Below are 21,998 nucleotides of genomic sequence, written 5' to 3'. Positions count from 1 at the left end.
CGGCAACCGGCAGTTTACCACGCTTGGAGCGGCCGGAACACCGCAAAGTTTTGGCTGAACCAGGACCTCTAAACTACGCAACATGGAATACAGACAACTTGGCGACTCGGGCGTGCAGAGCTCGGTAATTGCGTTTGGCAGCTGGGCGGCAGGCGGCTGGATGTGGGGCGGCACCGAGCAAAACGATGCTGTGGCGGCCATTCATGCCAGCTACGACCTAGGCGTAACCAGCATCGATACAGCCCCGATTTACGGACAAGGCCTCAGCGAGGAAATTGTGGGCGAAGCCATCAAATCCTTGCCCCGCGACAAGGTGCAGATCATGACCAAATTTGGCATGCGCTGGGATTTGGCCAAGGGCACCCTGGCCATGCGTAGCCAGAACAACGATGGGCAGCCCATTGATGTATACAAGTACGCAGGCCCCGAGAGCATCATCAAGGAGTGCGAAGACTCGCTGCGGCGCCTCGGCACCGACTACATCGACCTGTACCAAATTCACTGGCCCGATGTAACCACGCCCATCAACGACACAATGGCGGCCGTGGCACGCCTGATTGAGCAAGGCAAGGTGCGCGCCGCCGGCGTAAGCAACTACTCCGTGGAGCAAATGCAGGAGGCCGAGCAGGTGCTGAAGCTGGCCTCGAACCAAGTGCCCTATAGCATGGTGCGCCGCGACATTGAGCAGGATGTGGTGCAGTACTGCGTGGCCAACAACAAGGCTATTCTGGCTTACAGCCCTATGCAGTTGGGGCTGCTAACGGGCAAGGTTAAGCCCGGCCAGCACTTCGAGGCTACCGACCTGCGCGATACCCACCGCCTGTTTACCCCCGAAAACGTGACGCGCGTAAACGCTTTCCTCGACAAGCTGCGGCCGCTGGCCGAAAGCAAAAATGCCACGTTGGGGCAACTAGTAATTCGCTGGACGATTGCGCAGCCGGGCATTACAGTGGCACTGGTAGGTGCCCGCAACGCCGAGCAGGCCCGCCAAAATGCCAAAGCCTATGAGGTACAACTTGCTGCCGACGAAATCAGCTTTATCAACCAGCACCTAGGGCAATTGCAACTTGCCTAGGTGCTGGTTGCCGAGGGCATGGCCGCCGCCGCAAGCAAGGGCACTAGCTCAACCCAACCTTGGTACGCTGCGTAAGCAAGCATCCATTCGCCCTCTTTTCTACAACCAACACCGACGCCCGGTTGCTCCGCTCAGTAGCGCAGCAGCCGGGCGTTGTGGCGTAAGCGCAGCCCGCAGCCCCGGTACTGCGGCGGCACATCTGGCCTGTTGTAGTTGCCGCCACCTAGGGTTTGCGCCTTAGCCGCTTTTGCATGCAACTTCGGGCGGGCACTAGCCTCTTCCGCCCCCTCGCCATGACTGCCCCCTCCGACTCGCTGTACCTGCCGCTCACCGTTACGGCCATCCGGCCCGAAACGGCCGATACCAAGACGTTTGAGCTGGCTCCAGCCAACGGTGCAGTGCTGCCTTACCAAGCCGGGCAATACCTTACGCTGGTGCACGAGCAGCACGGCCACGAGGTGCGCCGCTCCTACTCCATCAGCTCCTCGTCCGCGCTGGCCGAGCCGTTGGCTATTACCGTCAAGCGCATCGAAAACGGCACGTTCTCGCGCCTGCTCGTTGATAAGGTCCAAGTGGGCGACATCCTGCTGACAACCGGGCCGGCGGGCTTTTTCACGTTGCCGCCCGATGCTGCTCCGTACCGCCAAGTGTGGTTTATGGCGGCTGGCAGCGGCATCACGCCCATTTTTTCGCTACTGAAAACGTTGCTAGCCACGCAGCCCGAGCTGAGTGCAGTGCTGGTGTACTCCAACCACTCGCCGGCCACTGCCATTTTTCACGATGCGCTGCACGCGCTAGCGGCACAATACCCCGAGCGGCTGCGCCTCGAGTGGCTTTACAGCAACCACCCCAACCTAGCCCGGGCCCGCCTCTACAAAGAGTTGCTCGAGGCCTTGGTGCAGCGCTACGCCACCGCCGCACCCGAGCAGCTGCTGGCGTATGTGTGCGGCCCGCTCAACTACATGCGCATGTGTACCTACGCCTTGCGCGAGTTGCAAGTACCGGCCATCAACATTCGCAAGGAGAGCTTTAATGCCGAGCCGGCCTATGTGCCGCCCGTGCTGCCGCCCGATACCGAGCCGCACCAGGTAGTGCTGCAATGGCGCGGTCAACAACACCAACTACTGGTGCAATACCCCAGCACCATACTGCAAGCCGCCCGCCAACAAGGCATACGCTTGCCCTACAGCTGCGAAGCTGGCCGCTGCGGCAACTGTGTAGCGCGCTGCACCCAAGGGCAGGTATGGATGAGTTACAACGAAGTACTCACCGACCGCGAAACCACGCGCGGGCTGGTGCTTACCTGCACCGGCTACCCTGTTGGCGGCGATGTGCACCTCGAGGTTGGATAGCCACTCCGCCACCTAGGGCAATAAGCTACTCGTTGCTGTCCTGCTCTTCGGCATCCTCAATTTTCGAGGCGTGGTAGATTTCGTCGAATAGCAGCTCCATTTGATACACATCCGTGTTGGGGTTCATCGACCACTCCACGAAGGCGCGGGTGTACACTTTCAATACTTCTTCGCAGCTGGCTTTGCGCAAAAACGCAGCATGAAATTGCTTGAAGCGCTCAGCTAGCTCGGCGCGTGCGGTAGGCGTGTTGCGGTTGGTAAATACAATACCCGGGAAGGATCGGTTTTGGCTCATTGCAGATCAGGTGTATTGACGGTAGGCGCGGCTCACAATTAGCCTAATACGCAAGTACTTATAAGAAGATAATCGAAGGCACACGTTGCATCGGCGGCGCAAAGTTTTGGCGCGTTGCTGGGCGCAGGCTGCTTAGCTTAGCGCCATGCTTGCGCCCCCCTCCGCCCCCACGCCACCGCCCGTCCGCTCTACTGCTTCGCGCATTCGCTCCATCGTGAGCGGCTCTATCGGCAACCTCGTCGAGTGGTACGATTGGTACGTGTACTCAGCCTTTGCCTTGTACTTTGCGCCGGCCTTTTTTCCGGAGGGCAACCTCACGGCGCAGCTGCTCAACTCGGCCGCCATTTTTGCTGTGGGTTTTCTGATGCGGCCCCTGGGTGGCTGGCTGATGGGCCTGTACGCCGACCGCCACGGGCGCAAAGCCGCCTTGCTCTTTTCGGTGCTGCTGATGTGCGCCGGCTCGCTGCTTATTGCCCTTACCCCCGGTTACCGCAACATTGGCGTAGCAGCCCCTCTGCTGCTGGTATTGGCGCGGCTGCTGCAGGGCCTGAGCGTGGGCGGCGAGTACGGCACCTCGGCTACCTACCTCAGCGAAATGGCCCATCACCAACACCGGGGGTTTTACTCCAGCTTTCAGTACGTAACACTGCTGGCCGGGCAGTTACTGGCCTTGCTGGTGCAGCTAGCATTGCAGCGCCTGCTCACGCCCGCCGAGCTGCACGATTGGGGCTGGCGCGTGCCGTTTGTGATTGGCGCACTGGCTGCCGTGGTGGCGCTGTACCTGCGCCGCGGCATGGATGAAACCGACGCCTTTGTGCAGCAATCCGAAAGCCACGCGTCGGAAAGCAAGCTGCGCGTGCTGCTGCGCCACCCGCGCGAGGTGCTTACGGTGGTAGGGCTTACCCTAGGTGGCACCATCGCGTTCTACACCTTCACCACCTACGCCCAAAAGTTTTTGGTAAACACCACCGGCTTCAGCAAAGCCGAGGCTACACAAATTTCTTTTTGGGCGCTGGCCGTGGCCCTGTTGCTGCAGCCGCTGATGGGCGCTATTTCCGACCGCGTAGGCCGCCGACCTGTGCTGCTGTTTTTTGGGGTGGGCGCAACCCTAGGTACGGTGCCGCTGTTTACGTTGCTTTCGCGGGCCAGCAGCCCGTGGGCAGCTTTTGGCTTGCTGGTTGTGGCCATGGTTATCATGAGCGGCTACACCTCCATCAATGCCGTGGTAAAAGCCGAGCTGTTTCCAACGCACATTCGAGCCCTGGGGGTGGGCTTGCCCTACGCGCTTACGGTGGCCATTTTTGGCGGCTCGGCTGAGTACGGCGCGCTGCTTGCCAAAAGCCAGGGTGTAGAAGCCGCGTACTACTGGTACGTTACGGCCTGTGCCGCCCTCTCGCTGCTGGTGTACTGGCGCATGGCCGATACCAAGCATACATCAAGAATAGAGAGTTAGTGAAGCGCCGGGCGTGCGCCGCCTGCCTGCGTCCTTTCTGTTTTCTAACACCTAGTACCTAGTTACATCTGGCGCAGCCAAGCCGTGGCGGTGTCTGCGTCATCAAAAGCCAGCACCAACGGCCGCTGCGCGTGGCTCATCATCAAATCGGTGGAGAGGCGGCTGTAGATGTTGGGCGAGTACACCCAGGCGAAGTACTCCAGGCCGCCTTCGGCCATGGCCGGAAACCACACCTGGCCACCCCACGCGGCCGCATCGGCCACATGCTGAGCACCGCCGCAAAAAGGCTTTCGGCCTTGCAACGCCCTGGGTTAGTTGCGCTCTTTCACCGGAAACTTATCGAGAATGTCGCGGGCCGATTCGGCAAACCGCTCGCCTGCGCGGTTTGGGCTGCTTACGGCATCGATAATGGAGCCGCGCCACACGAGGTTGTTGGTTTTAGCATCCACAAAATCGAGCACCAGCATGCCCTCTTGGTAGCGCTCGGTGCGGTAGCCGCTTGGGGCCTGGTACCAGTAGGTGTAGTTTACCGGAACCAAGAAGCCGCGGTAGCGCACCAGGTAGGGGTAACTCACGGGCACGGCCGGGTTGGGCGGATTGGCCACCGTGCGCTCAGCCTCCTCCACGTAGAGGTGGTACGTCAGGTAAAAATCGGGTTTGCCCGAGGCAACCGGGCTGATGCCGCGCTTGGCTAATTCGGTTTCGATGGCTTGCCGAATGGTGCCATCCTGCAGCTGGCTGCGCAACGCGGGCCCTTGCGTTCCGTCGGTTTTTACTTCGGTTTCGGCCCAGGCAAAGCTGCGGTACTGATTGAAGTTGACACCCTCGCTCTGCTGCACGCTCACCGACGAGCAGCCGCTCAGGCCTGCGCTCAGCAAACACAGCAGCACGGCTAATAGGCGGAAGTTCATGGTCATACGACTGGTAATTCGGATGGTATCTACTGCCTGTACTCCTCTGGCTAACCGTTAGTTGTGCCGCAGCAAATGTTTGCGCCTAACCGAATTAAAGCGGGACTGCGTATGTCGTGGTATTATGATGAAACGCTTGCTTATTCTTCTGCTGGCCGCTGCAGGAGCCACTAGCTGCGAAGGCCAAACCAACACCACCGTAGTAGCTGGCAATACCACCGAGCCCGACCGCCGATTTGCCGAGCTGCCCAAGCCGCAATCCGGCGAGGCGGTAGCCACCTTTGCCAGCGGCTGCTATTGGTGTGCCGAGCACGTATTCGAAAGCCTGAAAGGTGTGCGCACGGTTGTGTCGGGCCACGCAGGCGGCACGGTTGCCAACCCCACCTACGAGCAAGTGGGCCGCGGCGGCACCGGCCACGCCGAGGCCGTGCAGGTGTACTACGACCCCAAGCTGATCAGCTACCCCACGCTGCTGCGGGTGTTCTTTGTGCAGCACGACCCCACTACCCTCAACCGCCAAGGCCCCGACGAAGGCCCGGAGTACCGCTCGGTTGCATTTTACCGCACCCCGCAGGAAAAGCAGCAGATCGAGGCCGAAATAAAGCGTGTGAACGAATCGGGCCGCTACCCTACCCGCATCGTAACGCAGGTGGTGCCTTTCAAAGCCTTTTACCCCGCCGAGCGCTACCACCAGGATTACTTTGTGAAGCACCCTACCGATCCGTACATCCGCACTGTGTCTACTCCGCGCTATCAAAAATTCGCCAAGGAGTTTCCGGAGCTACTGAAGCCCGGCGCCTAGGTGCCTCCAAGCGCAGTTAATCGCAGAGCCCCGGCAGTAGGTACTGCCGGGGCTCTGCGATTATACGTGTTAACACTCGTTACAACTGCGGCAAAGCATTGGTAGCGCCCTCGCCTACCCATTGCTGGGCCTGTTGGGTTTCGCTGAAGAACTCAATTTGGCAGGGCAGCATTTTGGAGCCGCTGCTGATGACGCGCTTGATAGCCATGCGGTTGAGTGGGTCGTCGGAGTACACCAGCCCTAGGCGCACAAGGGGCAGCTCGGCCACCCGCGGAATGAATTGCTCGAGCATCCACTCCTGGTCGTCGAGCCGAATGGTCCGCATTTGCTTGTGATTGGCAATCCAACCGCGCACGCGGCGCAAGCGCCCGTGCCGCAGCAGTTCCTGCAAGCCTGAGCGCAGCTGTTCGCTGCTCACAAAGCCCAGCCACTCTGCCTCTAATACCGCAGTAGCAGCGTGGTAGTGGATTATTAACGCTGCTGACTTGTGTACTACGGCCATAACCAAAAGGTCTGTTACCTTCAAAGCTATGGTATTTTATCGGGCTTCTTGAACGTTGCTAAGGTTATCTTTTTGCTGCATCATCGCTGCGTTACCGCACCGGCTTCAATCAGTATTGATTGACAAGCTTGGGCACACCTAAGCCAGTTTTGTATGATTAAGTGAGTGCAGTCCCTCTAACCTCCACGCTGCACCATTAGGGTTGCCGAACCGGTACCGGGCCGGCCGCTCGGGCTTAATCCTTCGGCACTAACCCGGAATGCCCCTAGGTCATCGGAGGTATAGAACGTAACCGTGCCCTGGCCTTCGGCATTGGTGCTCACGTTGGGAGCCCAATACAAGGTAGCGCCCCGATGATCGGGGTGCTGCACGGAGGCCGGCACCTCATAGCGCGGAGCGTAAAACTCGCGGCCGCGGTAATAGGCCGGCACGGTAGCCCGCGCCACGCCTAGGCTGTTGCTCGAAGAGGTGCTTGCCGAGCCGCCGCGCTTGGTGTAAAACGCCATTACCCCGTTGGCGCCCTGCGTGCCAAACATGGAAGCCGATGCCCCCTTGAACACGTCGACTGACTCAATATCCGAGGCCGGAATGGTAAGTATGGCTTCAATATCCCTTACCGGCATGCCATCAAGCAATATCAACGGCTGCGACGAGCCTATGATGGAACCGGCACCCCTGATTTGTACGCTCATTTGCATACCGTTGCCCATAATTTGTACTCCGGCAATGCGCCCCTGTAGCGCCATAAGCGCATTGGGGTAATTGTCGAAGCCCGGGATAGAGCTGGTTTTGAGTATCACGTCGGCGCCGGTAAAAATGCGACGCGGGTCGTCGGGCACCGGCTCGCGGCGGCCTTTAATTACAACGTTGCTTAGCATGATGCGCCGGGTGGTATCGGGGCCAAACTGCCGCTCAATGGACTGCTGCTGGCGGCTGCGTTGCCCGAAACTGGCCGTAAGCGCGGCGTCGGGCATCAAGGCCGGTGGGTAAAGCGCAGGCACCCCCGCCCAACGGTCGGTTAGTTTAGCCATGAGTGCCGGGCTCCCTTTGGGCGTACGCGCCTGTACTACCACGCGGGCGCTGTCCTGGCCACCGAAACCCGTAAACAAAAACCGGCCCTGGTTGTCGGTGGTGCTGGTAGTGAGGTTGCCAAGTGCATTCCCAATCAGCAAGGTCAGTTCACTCTGAGGGGCGGGTTTGCGTTCGGTGCGCCATACCTGTCCGCTGAGCGACAAACCCCGCTCCAAGGCGTACTCGCCCACGGGCAAAGGACTGTTTAGCAACTGCTGCCACACAAACCGGCGCCAGCCTTGGGTAAGCATCAGATGATCCAGTGCTTGCCGGGTTTCTGGCTCAACGTTGCGGAAGTAATAGGCAGGATCTTCGATGTGGCCGCGCAAATCGGAGCTGAGCAAGAGGTGACTTACGATGGTAGGGGCGTCGGCCCGCTCTAGGTCGGCGGCTGTGACTGCCAGCGAAAGCTGCGCCGGCACCGGCTGCCCGGCGGCATCGCGGGTTTCGAGTGCCAAGGTTACTTTCTGGCGTGGCCCGTAGTTGGCTTTGTCGGGCCGCACGGTTAAGCGCAGGCCATCTTGCCGGTTCACGAAAGCCAAACGCTCGCAGCGCGCCACGCCCTGCGCATCGAACATGGTAAAGTGCACAATGCCCGTCGGAAACCGCTCGATGGGGATACGGCTGCTCAGCACTTCGCCGTTGGCTAGCGCCGATTGCCCTACATACGCCACTTGGCCGCGCACGTGTGCTACCAGCGTAATGTTTTCGGGAGCGGCATTTGCATCGGGCACTTTGCGGGCCATGCGGATGCCCACTTGGGTAGCAGCAGGCTCTACGTGCAGCAGCAAGCCTCCGGCCGGAGCCGCGGCGGGCACCGCCTGGGCGCTGGTGCTGCCATCGGGCCAGGTAACGCGCGCGGTGTAGGTATGGCCGGCTTCGGGCGTGAAGGTAACCGCCCCCATGCCTGCGTGCAGGCTGGCAAAGCTGGCTACCGGCTTGCCCGCTTCGTTGAGCAGTTCGCCCTTTACAGCTAGGCCGCGGCTTTGCTGATCAGTAGCTTTAAAGGCCAGCACGTTGGGCAGACCATTGATCAGCTGGCCGCCTTCCGGGAATAGCTGGAAATCGGGCTTGGTGGCAGCGGGCTTCCGCTTGGCTACTACCGTTGATTTGGTGCCCAATACCGGCAGGCTTCGACTGAAAAAGTAGTCGGGCCCGGCGTTGCGCATCCAATTGGTATAGGCGCGCACCGTGTAGGAGCCCTGCGCCGCGCTATCGGGCAGAACCAGGTCGCCGGCGGCCGTACCCGCATTCAGCTGCAGGACTCGGCGCGCTACGACTTGCTGATTGGGCCCCACCAAATCCACGTAGAGCACCCGGCTCAGGGTATCGGGCAGGTGCTTGCCGGCATCTACCACGTAGGCCTTAAACCAAATTAGTTCGCCGGCTGCGTAGTAGCTTTTATCCAGGTGCAAGTAGCTCTTTTCGGGAGCAGTGGCTTGGTAAAAACCCGTTAGCTTGGCCAGAATCTGCTGCACCAGAGCCGGTTCGGGTGTGGTAAAGGCCGAGGCACCTAGGGCTGCCACGCAGCTGCTCAGCAGCGCCCAGCGCCGCCACCTCGTACGATAATCGAAAAGCATTGAAGAAGGAATAATCGGGAATAAGCCAATAAGTCGGCAGCTAATAAAACAGCCGCCTGTTTAGCACCCAAACCTCGTCAGAGCTTTATTTATCGTGGCCTGCCATGCCGTGGCCGGTTGGTAGTTTACAAACACGGCACCGGCTCACCAAACTCTTCCTCCTGCGTGGTAGCGCCCTTCACTCACCTAGCGCTACCAGCTATTGCAGAAAGAAGTGGTTCGGCAAGCCGGTGCCCGGCGCTGCTTCTTTAAGTAGCGGCTACTTCGCCTTGCGGATGTAGATGTTGCCGTTCATGGTTTGCATCATCACCTCGGCTCCGCCGCCGTTGATTTTGCCGTACGTCCAGTTGTCGGTGCTCACGCGGTACACGCCGTCTTTGCTACTGCGGTTTACTTTGGGGGCGCTGGCATCCACGGTCATGTCGAAGTCGCTGTAGATTTCGCCGCGGTCCGACTTCAGCTTGAAAGCCGCCTTGGTTTTGGCAGGCAGGGTTACATCGAGCTTGCCGTTCACGCTCGAAAAGGCCATTGGGGCGTTGGGCGTCACGTCGCGGAAGTTGGCCACCACACGGCCGTTTACCGTGCTTACTACCGCCGAGCCGGCTACATCTTCGAGGGCTATCGAGCCGTTTACGTTCGATATTTCCAACTCGCCCGATACGTTTTGCACCGTGATGTTGCCGCTGTTTACGGTGCTTACCTGCAGCGAAAACTGGCGCGGCACTTTCACAGTAAAATCGATGGGCCGCTGCCACGAATCGGAGTTGACGTACACGTGGTTGCTTTTCTCCTGCGCGGTAATTTCCATGCCTTGTACTTGCGAAAGGCGGCGCATGCCAGCACCCTCTCCGCCACCAGTGGGTGGCATGGGCGTGTTGGGCGGACTCGGCGGGCCGGGTGCGCGGCCCGGGCGGCTGCCTCCACTACGCGGCGTGGCTTCAATTACCACTTCTTTGCCGCTGTAGCCCGTTACATTAATGGAGCCACCAACCAGTTTGAGGTGCAGCACGCCGGGCTTGCCGGGCGAGCTAAGTGCCACCGACATCTGCTCCGAACTTTGAGCGGCTAGTGGGCCGGCCCAACCTAGGCAAAGCAGGGCCAGCAAGAATCTATATGCGAAGGGTTTCATCGGGGTTGTTGCTTAACGGTAACGTTACCGTTGATGGTCTCGAAGCGGAAATCGGCACCGCCCTTGCCCAGCCGAACGGCTGTTTCCCTGCTCAGTTTGTATTTGGTGCCGTTGCCGTTGGCCTGCTGGTTTTGCGACACGCGGGCGGGCAGTACCTCGGTTTTCGGAAAGTCGGTGTACATCTCCCCGTGCATGCTCTTGAAGTACAAGTCGCCGGAGGTATTGGTGGGGTAGCTCACCACGATGTCGCCGTTGATGGTGTGGTACGAGGCCGGAGTAGTGGGCGCCGCGGCGTAGCTTACCTCCACTTTGCCGTTCACGGTGTGGGCCAGCTTCAGGGCTTTGGCATTGCTGATGCGGATGCTGCCATTTACGTTGCGAGCCTGCAGCGGCCCGGCTACATCCTGCACCACCACTTCGCCGCCGTTTACGGTACTCACGCGCACCTCCATGCTGGCGGGCACTTTCAGCACGTAATCGAACTCGTATTGGTAATTCGGGCGCCCTGAACTGTTACGGTTGTTCCAGTTGTCGCTGAAGCGGCCGCCCGACTGCTGGTTGTTACGGTTGGGGCGCGAGTCGTGCGGACCGGCAACGTACAGCAGCACGCTGTCGCCGCGCTGCTCAAAGCCGGGTTGGGCTTCCTTTTTGCCTTGCTCGAGCAGCTCGGGTGTATCGGCCTTGATGGTTTTGGTGATTTCGACCACCACGCTCTTGCCACTGTAGCCCTGCACCGATACCGAACCCATGATGTTGTAGAGGGCCAGCGTGGCGCGGCTTGCGTCGCCGCTTAGGGCAAACTCGCGCTTGATCTGCTCTTTGCTTTCGCGGCCTTGCGCAAGCAACGAGCCGCTAGGCAGAAACAGAAGTGTCAGAGCCAGGCTGAATATGGATGCGGTTTTCATTGGTTTTCGGTTGGGCTGAGGGGTCGGTGGGCCGACCGATGGACAAAGACTCAATGCTTTGCTCGATTTTGCTTTTCACTTCTTCGTTCAGGTCTTCCTGCTTCAGCAGCTTGCGCAGCTGGCGCACCGAGCGGGGGTCTTGCAGCTGCACCATTACATCGGCCATGGCGGCCTGCACGAGCGGCGACTCCTGGCGGGCCAGCGAGCGTACCAATCCCTGGCGCACGGTGGGGTCGTTGCCAAGGCCGGCCAGTACCTCCAGCGTGGCGAGGCGCACGTTCACGTTGGGGTCGTGGTTGAGGGTGCTGAGCAGGGCCTGCACCACCCGCTCGTTGCTGGGGGCCAGCTCTTCGGCGTAGCTCACGGCCCGGAGCCGCTGCACGGCAGAGGGGTTATCTAGCAAAGCCAGTAGCTGGGCTTGTTCGGCCGATTGTTGCGGCGCGGGCGCCGTGGCCACGGCTTCGGTGTTGGGGCCTAGGTCGGTGGGTTCGGTGCGGGCCTTGAGGAAGTAGCCGCCAGCCAAGCCTACTACCAACAACACCAGGCTGTAGGCGAGGCGCATGCCGTACTCGGGCTGCCACCACTCGCGCAGGCGCTGCAGCATCGCCTGCACCGACCACCGCTGCTTGCGCTCCTCTTCGGCCTTGAACTCGGCCAGCATGTTGTAGAAGCCGGGGCGCAGTTGCTCGCTGGGCTCGGGCACGGGCAGGTTGCCCATGGTTTGCCACAGCTGCCACAAGGCGGCTTGCTGCTGGCGGCAGTCGGGGCAATGGGCCAGGTGGGCCTCCATTACCTGCGCTTCGGCGGGGGATAATTCGTTGGCAAGCCAGTCCATCAGCCCCTCTTGCACGCTCTCGCAGTTAGTGAACTTTGCTTCCATTTTCCAGGGTCAGATATATGTCCTTGAGTTGGTTGAGGGCCCGGTGCGCGCGCACCTTCACGGCCCCTACCGTGGTATCGAGCAGCTGCGCTATCTGCTCGTATTTCAGCTCCTGAAAGCGACTCAGCACGAGCACTTCCCGCTGATCGGCACTTAGCCGTGCCATGGCTTTGTGCAGCAGGTCTACCTCCTGCTCCTTGTGCAGGCTGGCGTCGGCCGCCGTGCCGCCTGCAATTTTCTCGGCGTAATCGGCCACGTCGTGGTGGTGCGCCGAGGGCTTGTTCTTCTTCGCGGCATCGGCTAGCACGTTGCGCGCGAGGTGGTACATCCACGTCCGGAACTCGCCTTCGCCGGTGAAGGTGTGCCGGTACTTAAGCATGCGGTAAAACACGTTTTGTACCAGGTCCTCGCTCGTGGTGGAGTTGCCGCTCGAGTGGTAGAAAAAAGCAAACAACGGCCGGTGGTAGCGCTCGAATAGCAACCCCATCTTATCGACCTGCCCCTCCTTCACCTGGAGCATTAGCGCATTGTCCGTCAGCGAATTCAAGGGTTAGAGCGATGAGTAGGTGTCGTATTCGGGTGTGGAAACCTCGCCTTGTGAGCAAGGTTACAGCCCGAGTATAAATTTTTTCTGGTGGGCGCTGTAGCGCGGACTTCAGTTGCAGCTCTCAGATAGTAAAATCGATAACGGCTCGGAGCACCTGCCCCGAGCCGTTGAGGTATCTAACCTAGGATCAACCGTGCTAACAAACGCGGACTGAATGGAAAGTCGGCGTAGCCAAGTCCGCGCTACACCGGCCCTAGGTGCCTATAAAGCAGAAGCCCGCCGGCAACCTAGGTTGCCGGCGGGCTTGGTGTTTGCGTGAGCGTGTGGTGCCTCAGTAGGATTACTTCGGCAGCATCACTTTGTCGATTACGTGAATCACGCCGTTGCTCTGGTTAACGTCGTAGGTCGAGATGGTAGCTACGTTGCCCGATTCGTCGGTGAGTACCACGTTGTTTTTGCCGTTCATCTGGGCTACCAGCGTGCCGCCGCTAACGGTTTTCAGCGAAGCCTTGCCTTTGCCGGCTTTGATAGCTGCCATCAGCTTATCAGCCGTCATGTTGCCGGCTACTACGTGGTAGGTCAGCACCTTGGTGAGGGTAGCTTTGTTTTCGGGCTTCAGCAGGTTGTCAACGGTGCCAGCGGGTAGGTTTTCAAAGGCATCGTTTACCGGCGCGAATACCGTGAAGGGGCCTTTGCCTTGCAGCGTCTCCACCAGGCCAGCTGCTTTTACAGCGGCTACCAGCGTGGTGTGGTCGGCCGAGTTCACGGCGTTTTCTACGATGTTCTTGCTCGGCAACATGGCCTTGCCGCCTACCATTACGCTGTTAGGCGACATCATGGCTTGGGCCGAAGCCGAGTGAGCAGCTACACCAAGAAGGGCTGCCAGGGCGAGCGAGAAGAAGTGCTTTTTCATGGGTTTGGAACAGGAGAGAATGAATGTGCCGGAACCTACGGGAGTCGCTTTATCAGCGGATTTCTATACCCCGAAAAATTCTTTGCACCGGCTCTCTCGTCCTCGCCATCAGCCAATTAAATTCCGATATCAAGCACCAACGGCTGCAGCACCCAATTGCCGGTACGCGTGTCGTACACGTAGCGCAGGCCCGTTTCGATGGGGGTGCGCAGGCGCAGCACGTTAAACACCACGGTGGCGCTCAGCCCTAGGTTTTGGTACGTGCGGGAGCCTACAAAGCGGCCTTCTACGTTGCGGCCGTGGGCCCAGTCGGCAAAGCCCGAGCCGGTAAAGCGCTGCACGTACAGCCAGCGGCCCAGCGCCCAGTGCGTATCGGCCAAGGGCAGGCGGTACTCGATGCTGGCCGTGCGTAACCGATCGAAGCTGACGTAGCCCAAACCGCGCGGGAAAAATACGGCCGGCGCAAACTGGTACTCGCGCTGCTGCTGCCACTGATAGCCGCCCCGCACCCGAATGTTGTGGTGCTTGCCCACGCCGGGGAAATACACGCTGCCCTGCACGGCCCACTGCGAGGCCTCGAGCCCGCGGCCAAACGGCGTGGTGCGCCCCGTGGCCAGCAGGCTTTGGCCCCACCTGGGGCCTACATCGCGGGTGCTTTGCTTGAGCACGCGGGCGTAGCTTACGCTGCCCTGCACGCCGTTGAGCGGGCTGTTGGGCCCCACCTCGGTAATGCGCCGCACGGGCAGGTTGTAGTCGCGCACTTGCTCGTGCAGGTAATAGGCACCTAGGGTAAGCGCCTGCAGGTACTTGGAGCGCGTGAGCATGAGCGGCAGGCGCAGGCCGGTGGATAGGCGGGTGTAGCGCCACCGGTCGCGGTACACATCGCCTTGGTACAAAATACCGGCGTTGCGGCCGCCGTGCTCAATATCGAGGTCGAAAACGGGGTAACGCCCTTGGTAGCTTACGCCGCCGAAGAAACCAGCGGTGCGCTCGGCCTGGTCGAAGGACACGCCCGCTATAGCTTGGGTGGTGTTCAGGAAATCCTGCGACCGAATACCTAGGCTGAGGCTATTGCCAGCCGGGCTTTGCACCAGCCCCCAGCCAAATACATTGAATGCATGGCGCAGCGGCGAGTAGGGCCGCACCGCGTAGGCTTGGCCCGAATCGGCGGGGGCCGCAAGCTGGGGCAGCAAACGCCGGGCGCCGGGCTCTTGCGCCGCGAGTTGGGCCGAGTACAAGCGGGCCGGATCGGCAGTGGCTACGGGTACCTCGCGCCAGGTGGCGGGCTCGAGCGGCATTTCCATTACGCGGGCACCCTGTGCGCGGTAATCGTGGAAAGTCAGGCGGCGCCCATCGGGCGACACAGCCGCGTGGTAAGCACCAAATGGACGGCTGGTAACCTGGTAGGTGCGGCCCGTGCCGGTGTGCACGGCGTGCACGTTATCGAGGCCCGATTGCGGCGAGTTGTACAGCACGTAGTCGCCCCAGGGCTGCGGGTTGCTGAGGTTTACGTTGGCTACCGGCAACAGCGCGCGCACCTGATTGGTGGCTGGGTTAATCAGCTCAATGGTTTTGCCCTCGGGTCGCAGCACTACGGCCACCACTTGCTGCCCATCGGGGGTGAAGCGCGGCTGGATGTACAGCTGATTTTGCGGGTTGGGCAATGTTTGCAGCACCTTTCCCGTGGCGGCATCGAGCAGCACCAGCGAGTGGCGGTAGCTTTCGTCGGTTTGTGTGGCCACAATGCGCGTACCGTCGGGCGAGAGGGCCGCGGCGGTGTAGCGGCTGCCCTGGGTGAGGCGCGTGAGTTGGCCGGTGCCCAGGTCGAGTACGCGCAATTCGGTGTAAATACGCTGCCCCCACCTTGGGTCGAAACCGTACTCGGGCCAAATAGCCTTACCCGCCGCTACCGACAGCATTTCGGGCCAGTGCAGTTGCCCCAGTACAAACACCTTTTCTTCGCGTCCCTGCTTGCTCAAGCGCACCAGCTGGGCAATGTCGCCGAGGCCGGTTTTCAGGGCCAGCACGGTGCTATCGGAGAGGTACTGCGGAAACTCGTACTGCGTAAATACCTTTTCGGTGGCCTGCACCTTCAACTCACGGCCATCGGTGAGCACCAGCTCGCGCTGTTGGTCGCGCCACGCCGCCTCCGCCTCAAGCATGCTGCGCTGGTACAGCTGCTCTACCCGCAGGCCGGTTTCGCGGCGGATGCTGCGCGAAAACGAAAACGGGTAAAACGGAAAGCTGTAGTACCGATCGAGCACCCGGTCCCACACGTCGGGCCCGTGGTGTTTTTTCAGGTACGAGGTCATGAAGTACCCAAGCACGTACCAATCGGGCACCAAGTCGCGGTACGAGCCCCCTACCGCTTTGGTGTAGCTGTAGTAGCGCCCCGACAGCAAGTTGGCGCGCATGCCCACATCGAAATTCGGGATGCGCCCGCGGCCGCTGCGCGTCAGGGCCGTTTCGGTGCCTACGGCGTCGCCCTCAAAAAACCACGGCGGCACGCCAACCGAGCTTACGCCTAGGGCACCATCGCCGAGCAGCGGCACCAGCAGGCGGCCTACGCCTTGGCGGGCCTTATCGAACTGCCCTACGTGCCGGAACTCGTGCACCGCTAGCTGATCAAGCCAATCCAGGGTGCCGAGGCTCATGTCCTGCGGCGGCACCACGAAGAACTCGGAGTGGCGCGGCAGAAACGTAACAAACCCGTTGTTGACGGTGGTTTGGTTTTGCAGCACCACTGTAAGCGGCCGCGCCGTTACTCCCAGAGTGGCCGAACCCACGGCGTGCACCTGCTCGAGGCGGCGGGCGGTGCGCTGCGCGGCCGAGTCGAACCCCTGCGGGTACAGCACGCTGAAGTGCGGGGTACGCACCTGCCGCCAGCGCAACGAGGGCGGGTTCTGATCGAGAATGGGCAACGATTGGGCCGAGGCCGAAAACGTGGCTGCCACGGCAAAAACGCAAGCAGCAAAAGAAGGAAAGCGAAGCATCGGTAGTAAATCTGCTGCGCAGCGGCGGCATTTCCAACCTAGGATCAGGGCTTCTGCTGTTTGCGCGAGTTGGCAGGCTCGTTGTTCGGCATCCGTACGGCAACTTAACTTGCAAGCCGCACCATTGCCGGGCTACCGGTGTTGGAGGTGCTACTACTGATCCTTCGTCGCATGAAGAAAAAACTGATTGCCTTTTTACCGCTGCTGGCCCTGCTCGGCTGCAACTCCTCCGACGACCCGCAGCCCAACCCCACCACCAAGGCCGAGGCGCAAACCCAGGTGTACACCATCAGCTACAGCAAGCTGGCTGGCAACGGCCAAAACGCGCAGCTCGATAACGCCCGAATTGATGTGTACACCTCCGAGCCCGATTTCAGCAACGGCACCTACACCATGAAGCCGTTTACGCAGCGCACCAGCTATAGCACTGTTGGCAACACGCCCACGATAGTTGATTTGCCCGAGATAGTAACCTACGCCGGTGGGCCACCCGCCAAGCTGCGCTTGGTGCTTTCGACCAGCAACCAGCCCGCGGCTGGCCAAGCCCTCGATGTGCACTTGTACCAAGGCCGCAACGAGGTGTTTGCGGCCCAGCACACCAGCGCCTCGGCGCAACTAAACGCCGGCCGCTACGAAACCACTGCCGAGTACAGCATCGCGCCTTACTAATAGCTGCGCTATTGCTCCGTAACGCAAGCCGCCCCGCCCCCACTGGTAAGCCAGCGCGGGCGGGGCGGTGTTGTGTAAGGGCCTAGGTGGTTACATCTGGCGCAGCCACGAGGCAGCGGTATCGATGTTGTCGAACGTCATCACGATGGGCTTGGTGGTGTGCTGCAGGGTAAGGTCGGTGGAGAGGCGGCTGTAGATGTTGGGCGAGTACACCCAGGCGAAATACTCCAGACCGCCTTCGGCCATGGCCGGAAACCACACCTTGCCGCCCCACTCGGCCGCGTCGGCCCAAATGGTTTGCACCTGGCGGTTGTCGTTGAGCACCTTGTGGCAGCGCTCCTGCTTCAGGCACGCCAGCATTTGCAAGGCGCCGGCCTGCACGCTGGCCAGGTCCTGCTCGGCGCCCCAATCAACGTACAGCCAATCGTTGCTGAAATCGTAGTAAATGCTGATGGTAGCATCCTCGTAGACGGAGCGCAGAGCCATGACGCGGGCAACGGATAACGATAAAGGATCAGCCTTAAACGTAACTGTTGAGCTAAGGTTACAGATCTTAGGTGCGGGGGTGGGGCATGCCACGGGCAACTTGGCCTAAACGCCATTAATTGCTACCGTAGGTTGCTATATTTGGCTGAAACGAGTCCGTTGCACACGGGCCCTTCGTTAGGTTATGGCAACCATCCCCGCCGCCGATTTTGCGTTGCTGTTCAATGCGTTGCCAGCACCTCACCTCGCTATTTGTCCCGATTCGGGCCGGGTGGTGGCGGCCAATGCGGCCGTGGGCCAACTGCTTGGCTGCAGGCCCGAGCAGCTGGTGGGCAAACCCATAACCGAGGCATTTGCACCCTATGGCATACCGCCCAGCACCTGGGCGCAGGCCCTAGCCGACGCGCAGCAAAACCCGGCCGCTACCCACCTTGCCCTAGGTGCTTTGCAGCTCGCCCTAACGCCCGTAGCCGAGCCAAGCAGCAGCAAGCCGCGCTACCTGCTGTGCCGCGCCGAAACAGCTAGCGTGCCCGAGCCCGAAGCTACCTCGGCGCTGTACCTGCGCCAGCAGCGCCTGTTGCAGCAGCTAGGCCAACTACCCGTGCAGCTGCTTATTGTAACGGGGCCCGAGCACCGGCTGGTGTACCAGTCGCCCTCGGCCACACGCTTCAGCGGCTCGCACCCGTTGGGCAAACCGCTCGATAAAAACGATGTTCGGCCGATAACCCGCGCCCTAGGTCGCATCCTCGACCAAGCCTACAACAGCGGGCAAGTAGTGGTGCTGCGCGAGCAGGCCGTGTACCCCCTAGGTGCCGAAGCGCACGCCACCAAGCCTACCTACCTCGACATTACCCTGCAGCCACTGCGTGCCGAAGCCGGCCAGGTGGAAGGCGTGCTGGTGGTGGCCGTGGATGTAAGTGAGCAAGTGCGCGCCCGCCACGCTGCCGAGCGAGCCGCTGCCGAGGTGCGCCAGCAGCAGCAGCAACTGGAGTTTTTGGCCGCCAGCATTCCGCAGATTGTGTGGATGACGAACGCCGAAGGCACCGCCGGCTACGTAAACAAGCGCTGGGAAGAGTTTAGCGGTGAGCCCGCGGCGGCTTTTTGGTCGGCAGAGGCGGGGTGGCAGCAGCACCTGCACCCCGACGAGCGCGCCGCCATAGCGCAGAACTGGATTAATGCCTTGGCAAGCGGTACCCCGTTTGAGGCCGAATACCGCCTGCGCAACCGCGATGGGCAGTACCGCTGGTTTCTGACGCAGGCCCGCGTGGTGCCCAACGGCGAGCAAGTACGCTGGCTGGGCACCAGCACCGACATACACGAGCGCAAAGTGCGCCAGCAGCGCCAACGCCGCCTGTTACGCCAGTTCGATCAGCTGCCGATGCACTTGGTGGTAATGCGCGGCCCCGACCACGTAATCGAGTACGTTTCGGCCCAGGCGCGGCCGTTTGTTGCCGACGACTCGGTAGGCAAACCGGCACGCGCCGCGCACCCCAGCCCAGGCCCTGCATTGTTGGCGCTGTTCGATGAGGTGTACCGCACGGGCGAGTTGAGCCGCCTCGAGAACGTGCCCGTTTCGCCGCTGGGTGGCGGCGAGGCCGACGTCAGCCACATCAACATTTCCATCCACCCACTCTACGATTCGCGCGGGCGCATCGAGGGTGTGTTGATGGCTGCCCTCGATGTAACGGAGCAGTTGCGCACGCAGCAGGCCGTGGCCCTGGCCACGGCCGAAACCCGCCGCCAACAAGAGCAATTTCGGTTTCTTACCGAGTTCATTCCGCAGCTGGTGTGGGCTACCGATGCATCCGGTCAGCAGGATTACGCCAACGGCCGCTGGCACCTCTACACCGGCCAGCCCGTTACGGAAATCAGCCCTGGCCCCTGGACCACCTTTCTGCACCCCAACGACGTGGCTACGGCCGAGCAGCGCTGGCAAGACTCGTTGCACAGCGGCATGCCCTACAAAGCCGAGTGCCGCATCCGCAGCCACGAGGGGCGCTACCGCTGGTACTTGGTGCAGGCGCTGCCCCTGCGCGATGCCAACGGCAGCATCAGCCGGTGGTTTGGCACCTGCACCGACATCGACGATGCCAAGCGCGTGCAGCAGCGCATGCTCGAAAAAGACCGGCAGCTGCAGCAAATCCTGGGTCAGGTACCGGCTTACGTGGCTACCATGCTGGGGCCCGAGCACATTTGCGCCTTTGCCACGCCCAACTTCGCCGAGCTGATGGGCGGCCGCATGCGCGTGGGCTTGTCGGTGGCGCAATCGGTACCCGAGCTGCAGGAGCAGGGCCTCGTTGCGATGCTAAACGAAGTATTTGGCTCGGGAAAAACCATTACGCAGCGCGACTACTCCTTGGCCCTGCTCAGTCCGCTCACGGAGCGGCCCGAGCTACACTACTTCGACTTTACGCTGCAGCCCCTGCTCGATGAGCAAGGCCGCACCCAGGGCGTGCTGCTATTTGGCATTGAAGCCACGCAGCGGGTGCTTACGCAGCAACGCAGCGAGGAGCTGGCCGGCGAGGTAAGCCGCCGCGACGTGCAGATCAGGGCCATGACGGAAGCCTTGCCCATCATCAGCTACATTCAGCGGGCCAACGGGCAGCTCGAGTACGTAAGCCCGCAATGGTACGCCTACACCGGCCGCTCCGGCACCGAGAGCACTCCGTGGCAGGAGTACCTGCACCCCGCCGACCGCCGCACCTGCAACGTGGGTTTCGAGCGGGCCCGCCGCGAAAATGCTCCCTGGACGGGCAAGCTGCGCCTGCGCCGCCGCGACGGGCAGTACCGCTGGCACCTAGGGCGCACGCTCCCGATGCTCGACGAACACGGGCACGTAACGCAGTGGTACGGCTCCATCATTGACGTGCACGAACAGCTGGAATTGCAGGAGCGCCTGGGCCGCTCGGAGGAGCGCTTCCGGTTTCTGACGCATAGCATTCCGCAGATTATCTGGACGGCCGATGCCCAGGGCTACCTCGATTACCTCAGCCCGCAATGGTTCCGGCTTACCGGCCAAGACCCGCTCGACCCCACCCTGCTAGGCCCCGACAGCGGTTGGGCCCAAGCCATCCACCCCGATGACCTAGGGCCGGCGCAGCAACAGCTGGCGCAGTCGCTGGCCGACCGCCTGCCGTACGCCATTGAAATACGCCTGCGCCGCCGCGACGGGCAGTACCGCTGGCATTTGGTGCGCGGCATACCCGAGGTGGGCGCACAAGGCACCGTGGTGCGCCTCTACGGCTCCTCGACCGACATACACGAACAGTACGAGCTGCAGGAAGAGCTGCGAGCCTCGGAGGCAAAGTTCCGCTTCCTGGCCGATAGTATTCCGCAATTGGTTTGGACGTTGGAGCCCGATGGCACCATCGACTTCCTGAACGAAGGCTGGCGCGAGTACACGGGCATGACACTGGTGCAAGCCCGCAACGATGGCTGGGCCCACTTGGTACCCGCTGCCGAACGCCAGCAAGCTGCCCAAACGCTAGCCGAGAACATTCGCCTAGGGCGCTACCACCAACACGAAAACCGCCTGCGCCGCCACTCCGATGGGCAGTACCGCTGGTTTTTGCACCGGGCCCGCCCCATGCGCGACGACGAGGGCCGCATCATCAAGTGGTTTGGCACCAGCACCGACATCGACGACTACAAGCGCTTTCAGCAGGAGCTGGAGGAGCGCAACGCCGACTTGGTGCGCATCAACCAAGACCTCGACAACTTCGTGTACACGGCCTCGCACGACCTGAAGCAACCCATCGACAACATGGCCGGGATTTTTGCCGAGCTCACGCGCATGGCCCGCTACGACGACCCCGACGCGCCCGGGCTTACCGCCATGTTCGAGCACTCCCTCCATCAGATTTACGACACCATCAGCGACCTGAGCGAGCTGGTGCAAGTGCAGAAGCAAAGCCAGCAAGTGCCGGCCGAGCTGGTTGATTTGGAGCTGCTCACGCAGGAGGTATTGCAAAGCATTCGGGAGCAGGTGCGTAAAACCGGCGCTACCATCGAGGCCGATTTTTCGGCGTTGCCGGCTATGTCGTTTGTGCGGCCCAACCTGCAAAGCGTGTTCTACAACCTCATCAGCAACGCCATTAAGTACGCCTCGCCCGAGCGCGCGCCCTACATTCGGGTGTGCTCGGCGGTGGAAAACGAGTACGCCATTCTTGTGGTGCAGGACAACGGCCTGGGCATCGACCTGGAGCGCTACGGCGCCGAGCTGTTCCAGATGTTCCGCCGCTTCCACGACCACGTGGAGGGCTCGGGCATGGGCCTGTACCTGGTGCAGCGCATTGTGCAGATACACGGCGGCCGCCTGGAGGTGCAAAGCCAGGTGGGCCAGGGCACCACCTTCCGCATCAGGCTGCCGCTTGCGCCAGCGCCCCATGCGGCAAGCTCGGCGCGCTAGCCGTACTTTGCCGGCTCGTATCTTTTT

At 61.3% G+C, this 21,998-nt stretch carries 18 protein-coding genes; 6 read left to right on the top strand and 12 right to left on the bottom strand.

Going from position 1 to position 21,998, the window contains the following annotated elements; all coding sequences use genetic code 11:
- The first annotated feature begins 82 nt into the window (after positions 1-82).
- Positions 83-1,075: an aldo/keto reductase gene (locus ASU33_RS06125; protein WP_059069303.1), complete on the top strand. Its 993-nt coding sequence runs from the start codon at positions 83-85 to the stop codon at positions 1,073-1,075.
- A gap of 293 nt (positions 1,076-1,368) precedes the next feature.
- Positions 1,369-2,427 (top strand): ferredoxin--NADP reductase, encoded by a 1,059-nt coding sequence (locus ASU33_RS06120; RefSeq protein WP_059069302.1) that lies wholly within the window; start codon positions 1,369-1,371, stop codon positions 2,425-2,427.
- A gap of 25 nt (positions 2,428-2,452) precedes the next feature.
- Here ASU33_RS06120 and ASU33_RS06115 read toward each other — a convergent pair whose 3' ends face one another.
- On the bottom strand, positions 2,453-2,722 hold the full coding sequence (locus ASU33_RS06115; RefSeq protein ID WP_059069300.1) for a hypothetical protein: 270 nt from the start codon (positions 2,720-2,722) through the stop codon (positions 2,453-2,455).
- Between the two features lie 145 nt (positions 2,723-2,867).
- Here ASU33_RS06115 and ASU33_RS06110 point away from each other — a divergent pair, with 145 nt between their 5' ends.
- Complete coding sequence (locus ASU33_RS06110) at positions 2,868-4,175, top strand: MFS transporter (RefSeq protein ID WP_059069298.1); 1,308 nt, start codon at positions 2,868-2,870, stop codon at positions 4,173-4,175.
- A 62-nt stretch (positions 4,176-4,237) separates the two neighbouring features.
- On the opposite strand, the gene ASU33_RS06105 is transcribed toward ASU33_RS06110, so the two are convergent.
- Positions 4,238-4,438: a hypothetical protein gene (locus ASU33_RS06105; RefSeq protein ID WP_149867074.1), complete on the bottom strand. Its 201-nt coding sequence runs from the start codon at positions 4,436-4,438 to the stop codon at positions 4,238-4,240.
- A gap of 48 nt (positions 4,439-4,486) precedes the next feature.
- Positions 4,487-5,086, bottom strand: coding sequence for a DUF4136 domain-containing protein (locus ASU33_RS06100; RefSeq protein ID WP_160328139.1), 600 nt, complete (start codon positions 5,084-5,086; stop codon positions 4,487-4,489).
- A gap of 127 nt (positions 5,087-5,213) precedes the next feature.
- On the opposite strand from ASU33_RS06100, the gene msrA reads away from it, so the two are divergent.
- Complete coding sequence (msrA, locus tag ASU33_RS06095; protein WP_059070731.1) at positions 5,214-5,888, top strand: peptide-methionine (S)-S-oxide reductase MsrA; 675 nt, start codon at positions 5,214-5,216, stop codon at positions 5,886-5,888.
- Between the two features lie 79 nt (positions 5,889-5,967).
- On the opposite strand, the gene ASU33_RS06090 is transcribed toward msrA, so the two are convergent.
- The 8 genes from ASU33_RS06090 to ASU33_RS06055 all read right to left on the bottom strand — a co-directional run bounded on the left by ASU33_RS06090 (position 5,968) and on the right by ASU33_RS06055 (position 16,369).
- Complete coding sequence (locus tag ASU33_RS06090; RefSeq protein WP_059069293.1) at positions 5,968-6,390, bottom strand: hypothetical protein; 423 nt, start codon at positions 6,388-6,390, stop codon at positions 5,968-5,970.
- A 176-nt stretch (positions 6,391-6,566) separates the two neighbouring features.
- Positions 6,567-9,041: a TonB-dependent receptor plug domain-containing protein gene (locus ASU33_RS06085; RefSeq protein WP_078062921.1), complete on the bottom strand. Its 2,475-nt coding sequence runs from the start codon at positions 9,039-9,041 to the stop codon at positions 6,567-6,569.
- A 259-nt stretch (positions 9,042-9,300) separates the two neighbouring features.
- Positions 9,301-10,170, bottom strand: coding sequence for a DUF4097 family beta strand repeat-containing protein (locus ASU33_RS06080; RefSeq protein WP_059069289.1), 870 nt, complete (start codon positions 10,168-10,170; stop codon positions 9,301-9,303).
- Entirely contained in the window at positions 10,167-11,075 is a 909-nt protein-coding gene (locus ASU33_RS06075) for a DUF4097 family beta strand repeat-containing protein (RefSeq protein WP_078062920.1), read from the bottom strand. Before ASU33_RS06075 ends, ASU33_RS06080 begins: the two co-directional genes overlap by 4 nt.
- On the bottom strand, positions 11,023-11,955 hold the full coding sequence (locus ASU33_RS06070; protein ID WP_059069286.1) for a zf-HC2 domain-containing protein: 933 nt from the start codon (positions 11,953-11,955) through the stop codon (positions 11,023-11,025). The genes ASU33_RS06075 and ASU33_RS06070 overlap by 53 nt, the downstream gene beginning before the upstream one ends.
- Positions 11,936-12,475 (bottom strand): RNA polymerase sigma factor, encoded by a 540-nt coding sequence (locus tag ASU33_RS06065; RefSeq protein WP_059070730.1) that lies wholly within the window; start codon positions 12,473-12,475, stop codon positions 11,936-11,938. The genes ASU33_RS06070 and ASU33_RS06065 overlap by 20 nt, the downstream gene beginning before the upstream one ends.
- 367 nt (positions 12,476-12,842) lie before the next feature.
- Positions 12,843-13,415 (bottom strand): fasciclin domain-containing protein, encoded by a 573-nt coding sequence (locus tag ASU33_RS06060; RefSeq protein ID WP_059069284.1) that lies wholly within the window; start codon positions 13,413-13,415, stop codon positions 12,843-12,845.
- A gap of 116 nt (positions 13,416-13,531) precedes the next feature.
- Positions 13,532-16,369: a hypothetical protein gene (locus tag ASU33_RS06055; protein ID WP_350308177.1), complete on the bottom strand. Its 2,838-nt coding sequence runs from the start codon at positions 16,367-16,369 to the stop codon at positions 13,532-13,534.
- Positions 16,370-16,579: 210 nt separating this feature from the next.
- On the opposite strand from ASU33_RS06055, the gene ASU33_RS06050 reads away from it, so the two are divergent.
- Positions 16,580-17,077: a hypothetical protein gene (locus ASU33_RS06050; protein ID WP_059069280.1), complete on the top strand. Its 498-nt coding sequence runs from the start codon at positions 16,580-16,582 to the stop codon at positions 17,075-17,077.
- A 90-nt stretch (positions 17,078-17,167) separates the two neighbouring features.
- Here ASU33_RS06050 and ASU33_RS06045 read toward each other — a convergent pair whose 3' ends face one another.
- Positions 17,168-17,563: a hypothetical protein gene (locus ASU33_RS06045; protein ID WP_059069278.1), complete on the bottom strand. Its 396-nt coding sequence runs from the start codon at positions 17,561-17,563 to the stop codon at positions 17,168-17,170.
- Between the two features lie 184 nt (positions 17,564-17,747).
- Between ASU33_RS06045 and ASU33_RS06040 the strand changes: the two genes are divergently transcribed.
- On the top strand, positions 17,748-21,971 hold the full coding sequence (locus ASU33_RS06040; RefSeq protein ID WP_059069276.1) for a PAS domain-containing protein: 4,224 nt from the start codon (positions 17,748-17,750) through the stop codon (positions 21,969-21,971).
- Positions 21,972-21,998 lie beyond the last annotated feature (27 nt).

Origin of the sequence: Solirubrum puertoriconensis (assembly GCF_001483135.1) — a bacterium.
In the GTDB taxonomy this organism is placed as follows: Bacteria; Bacteroidota; Bacteroidia; order Cytophagales; family Hymenobacteraceae; genus Solirubrum; species Solirubrum puertoriconensis.
Note: the sequence above shows the minus strand (reverse complement) of the source record. Positions and strands in the feature narration are given on the sequence as shown.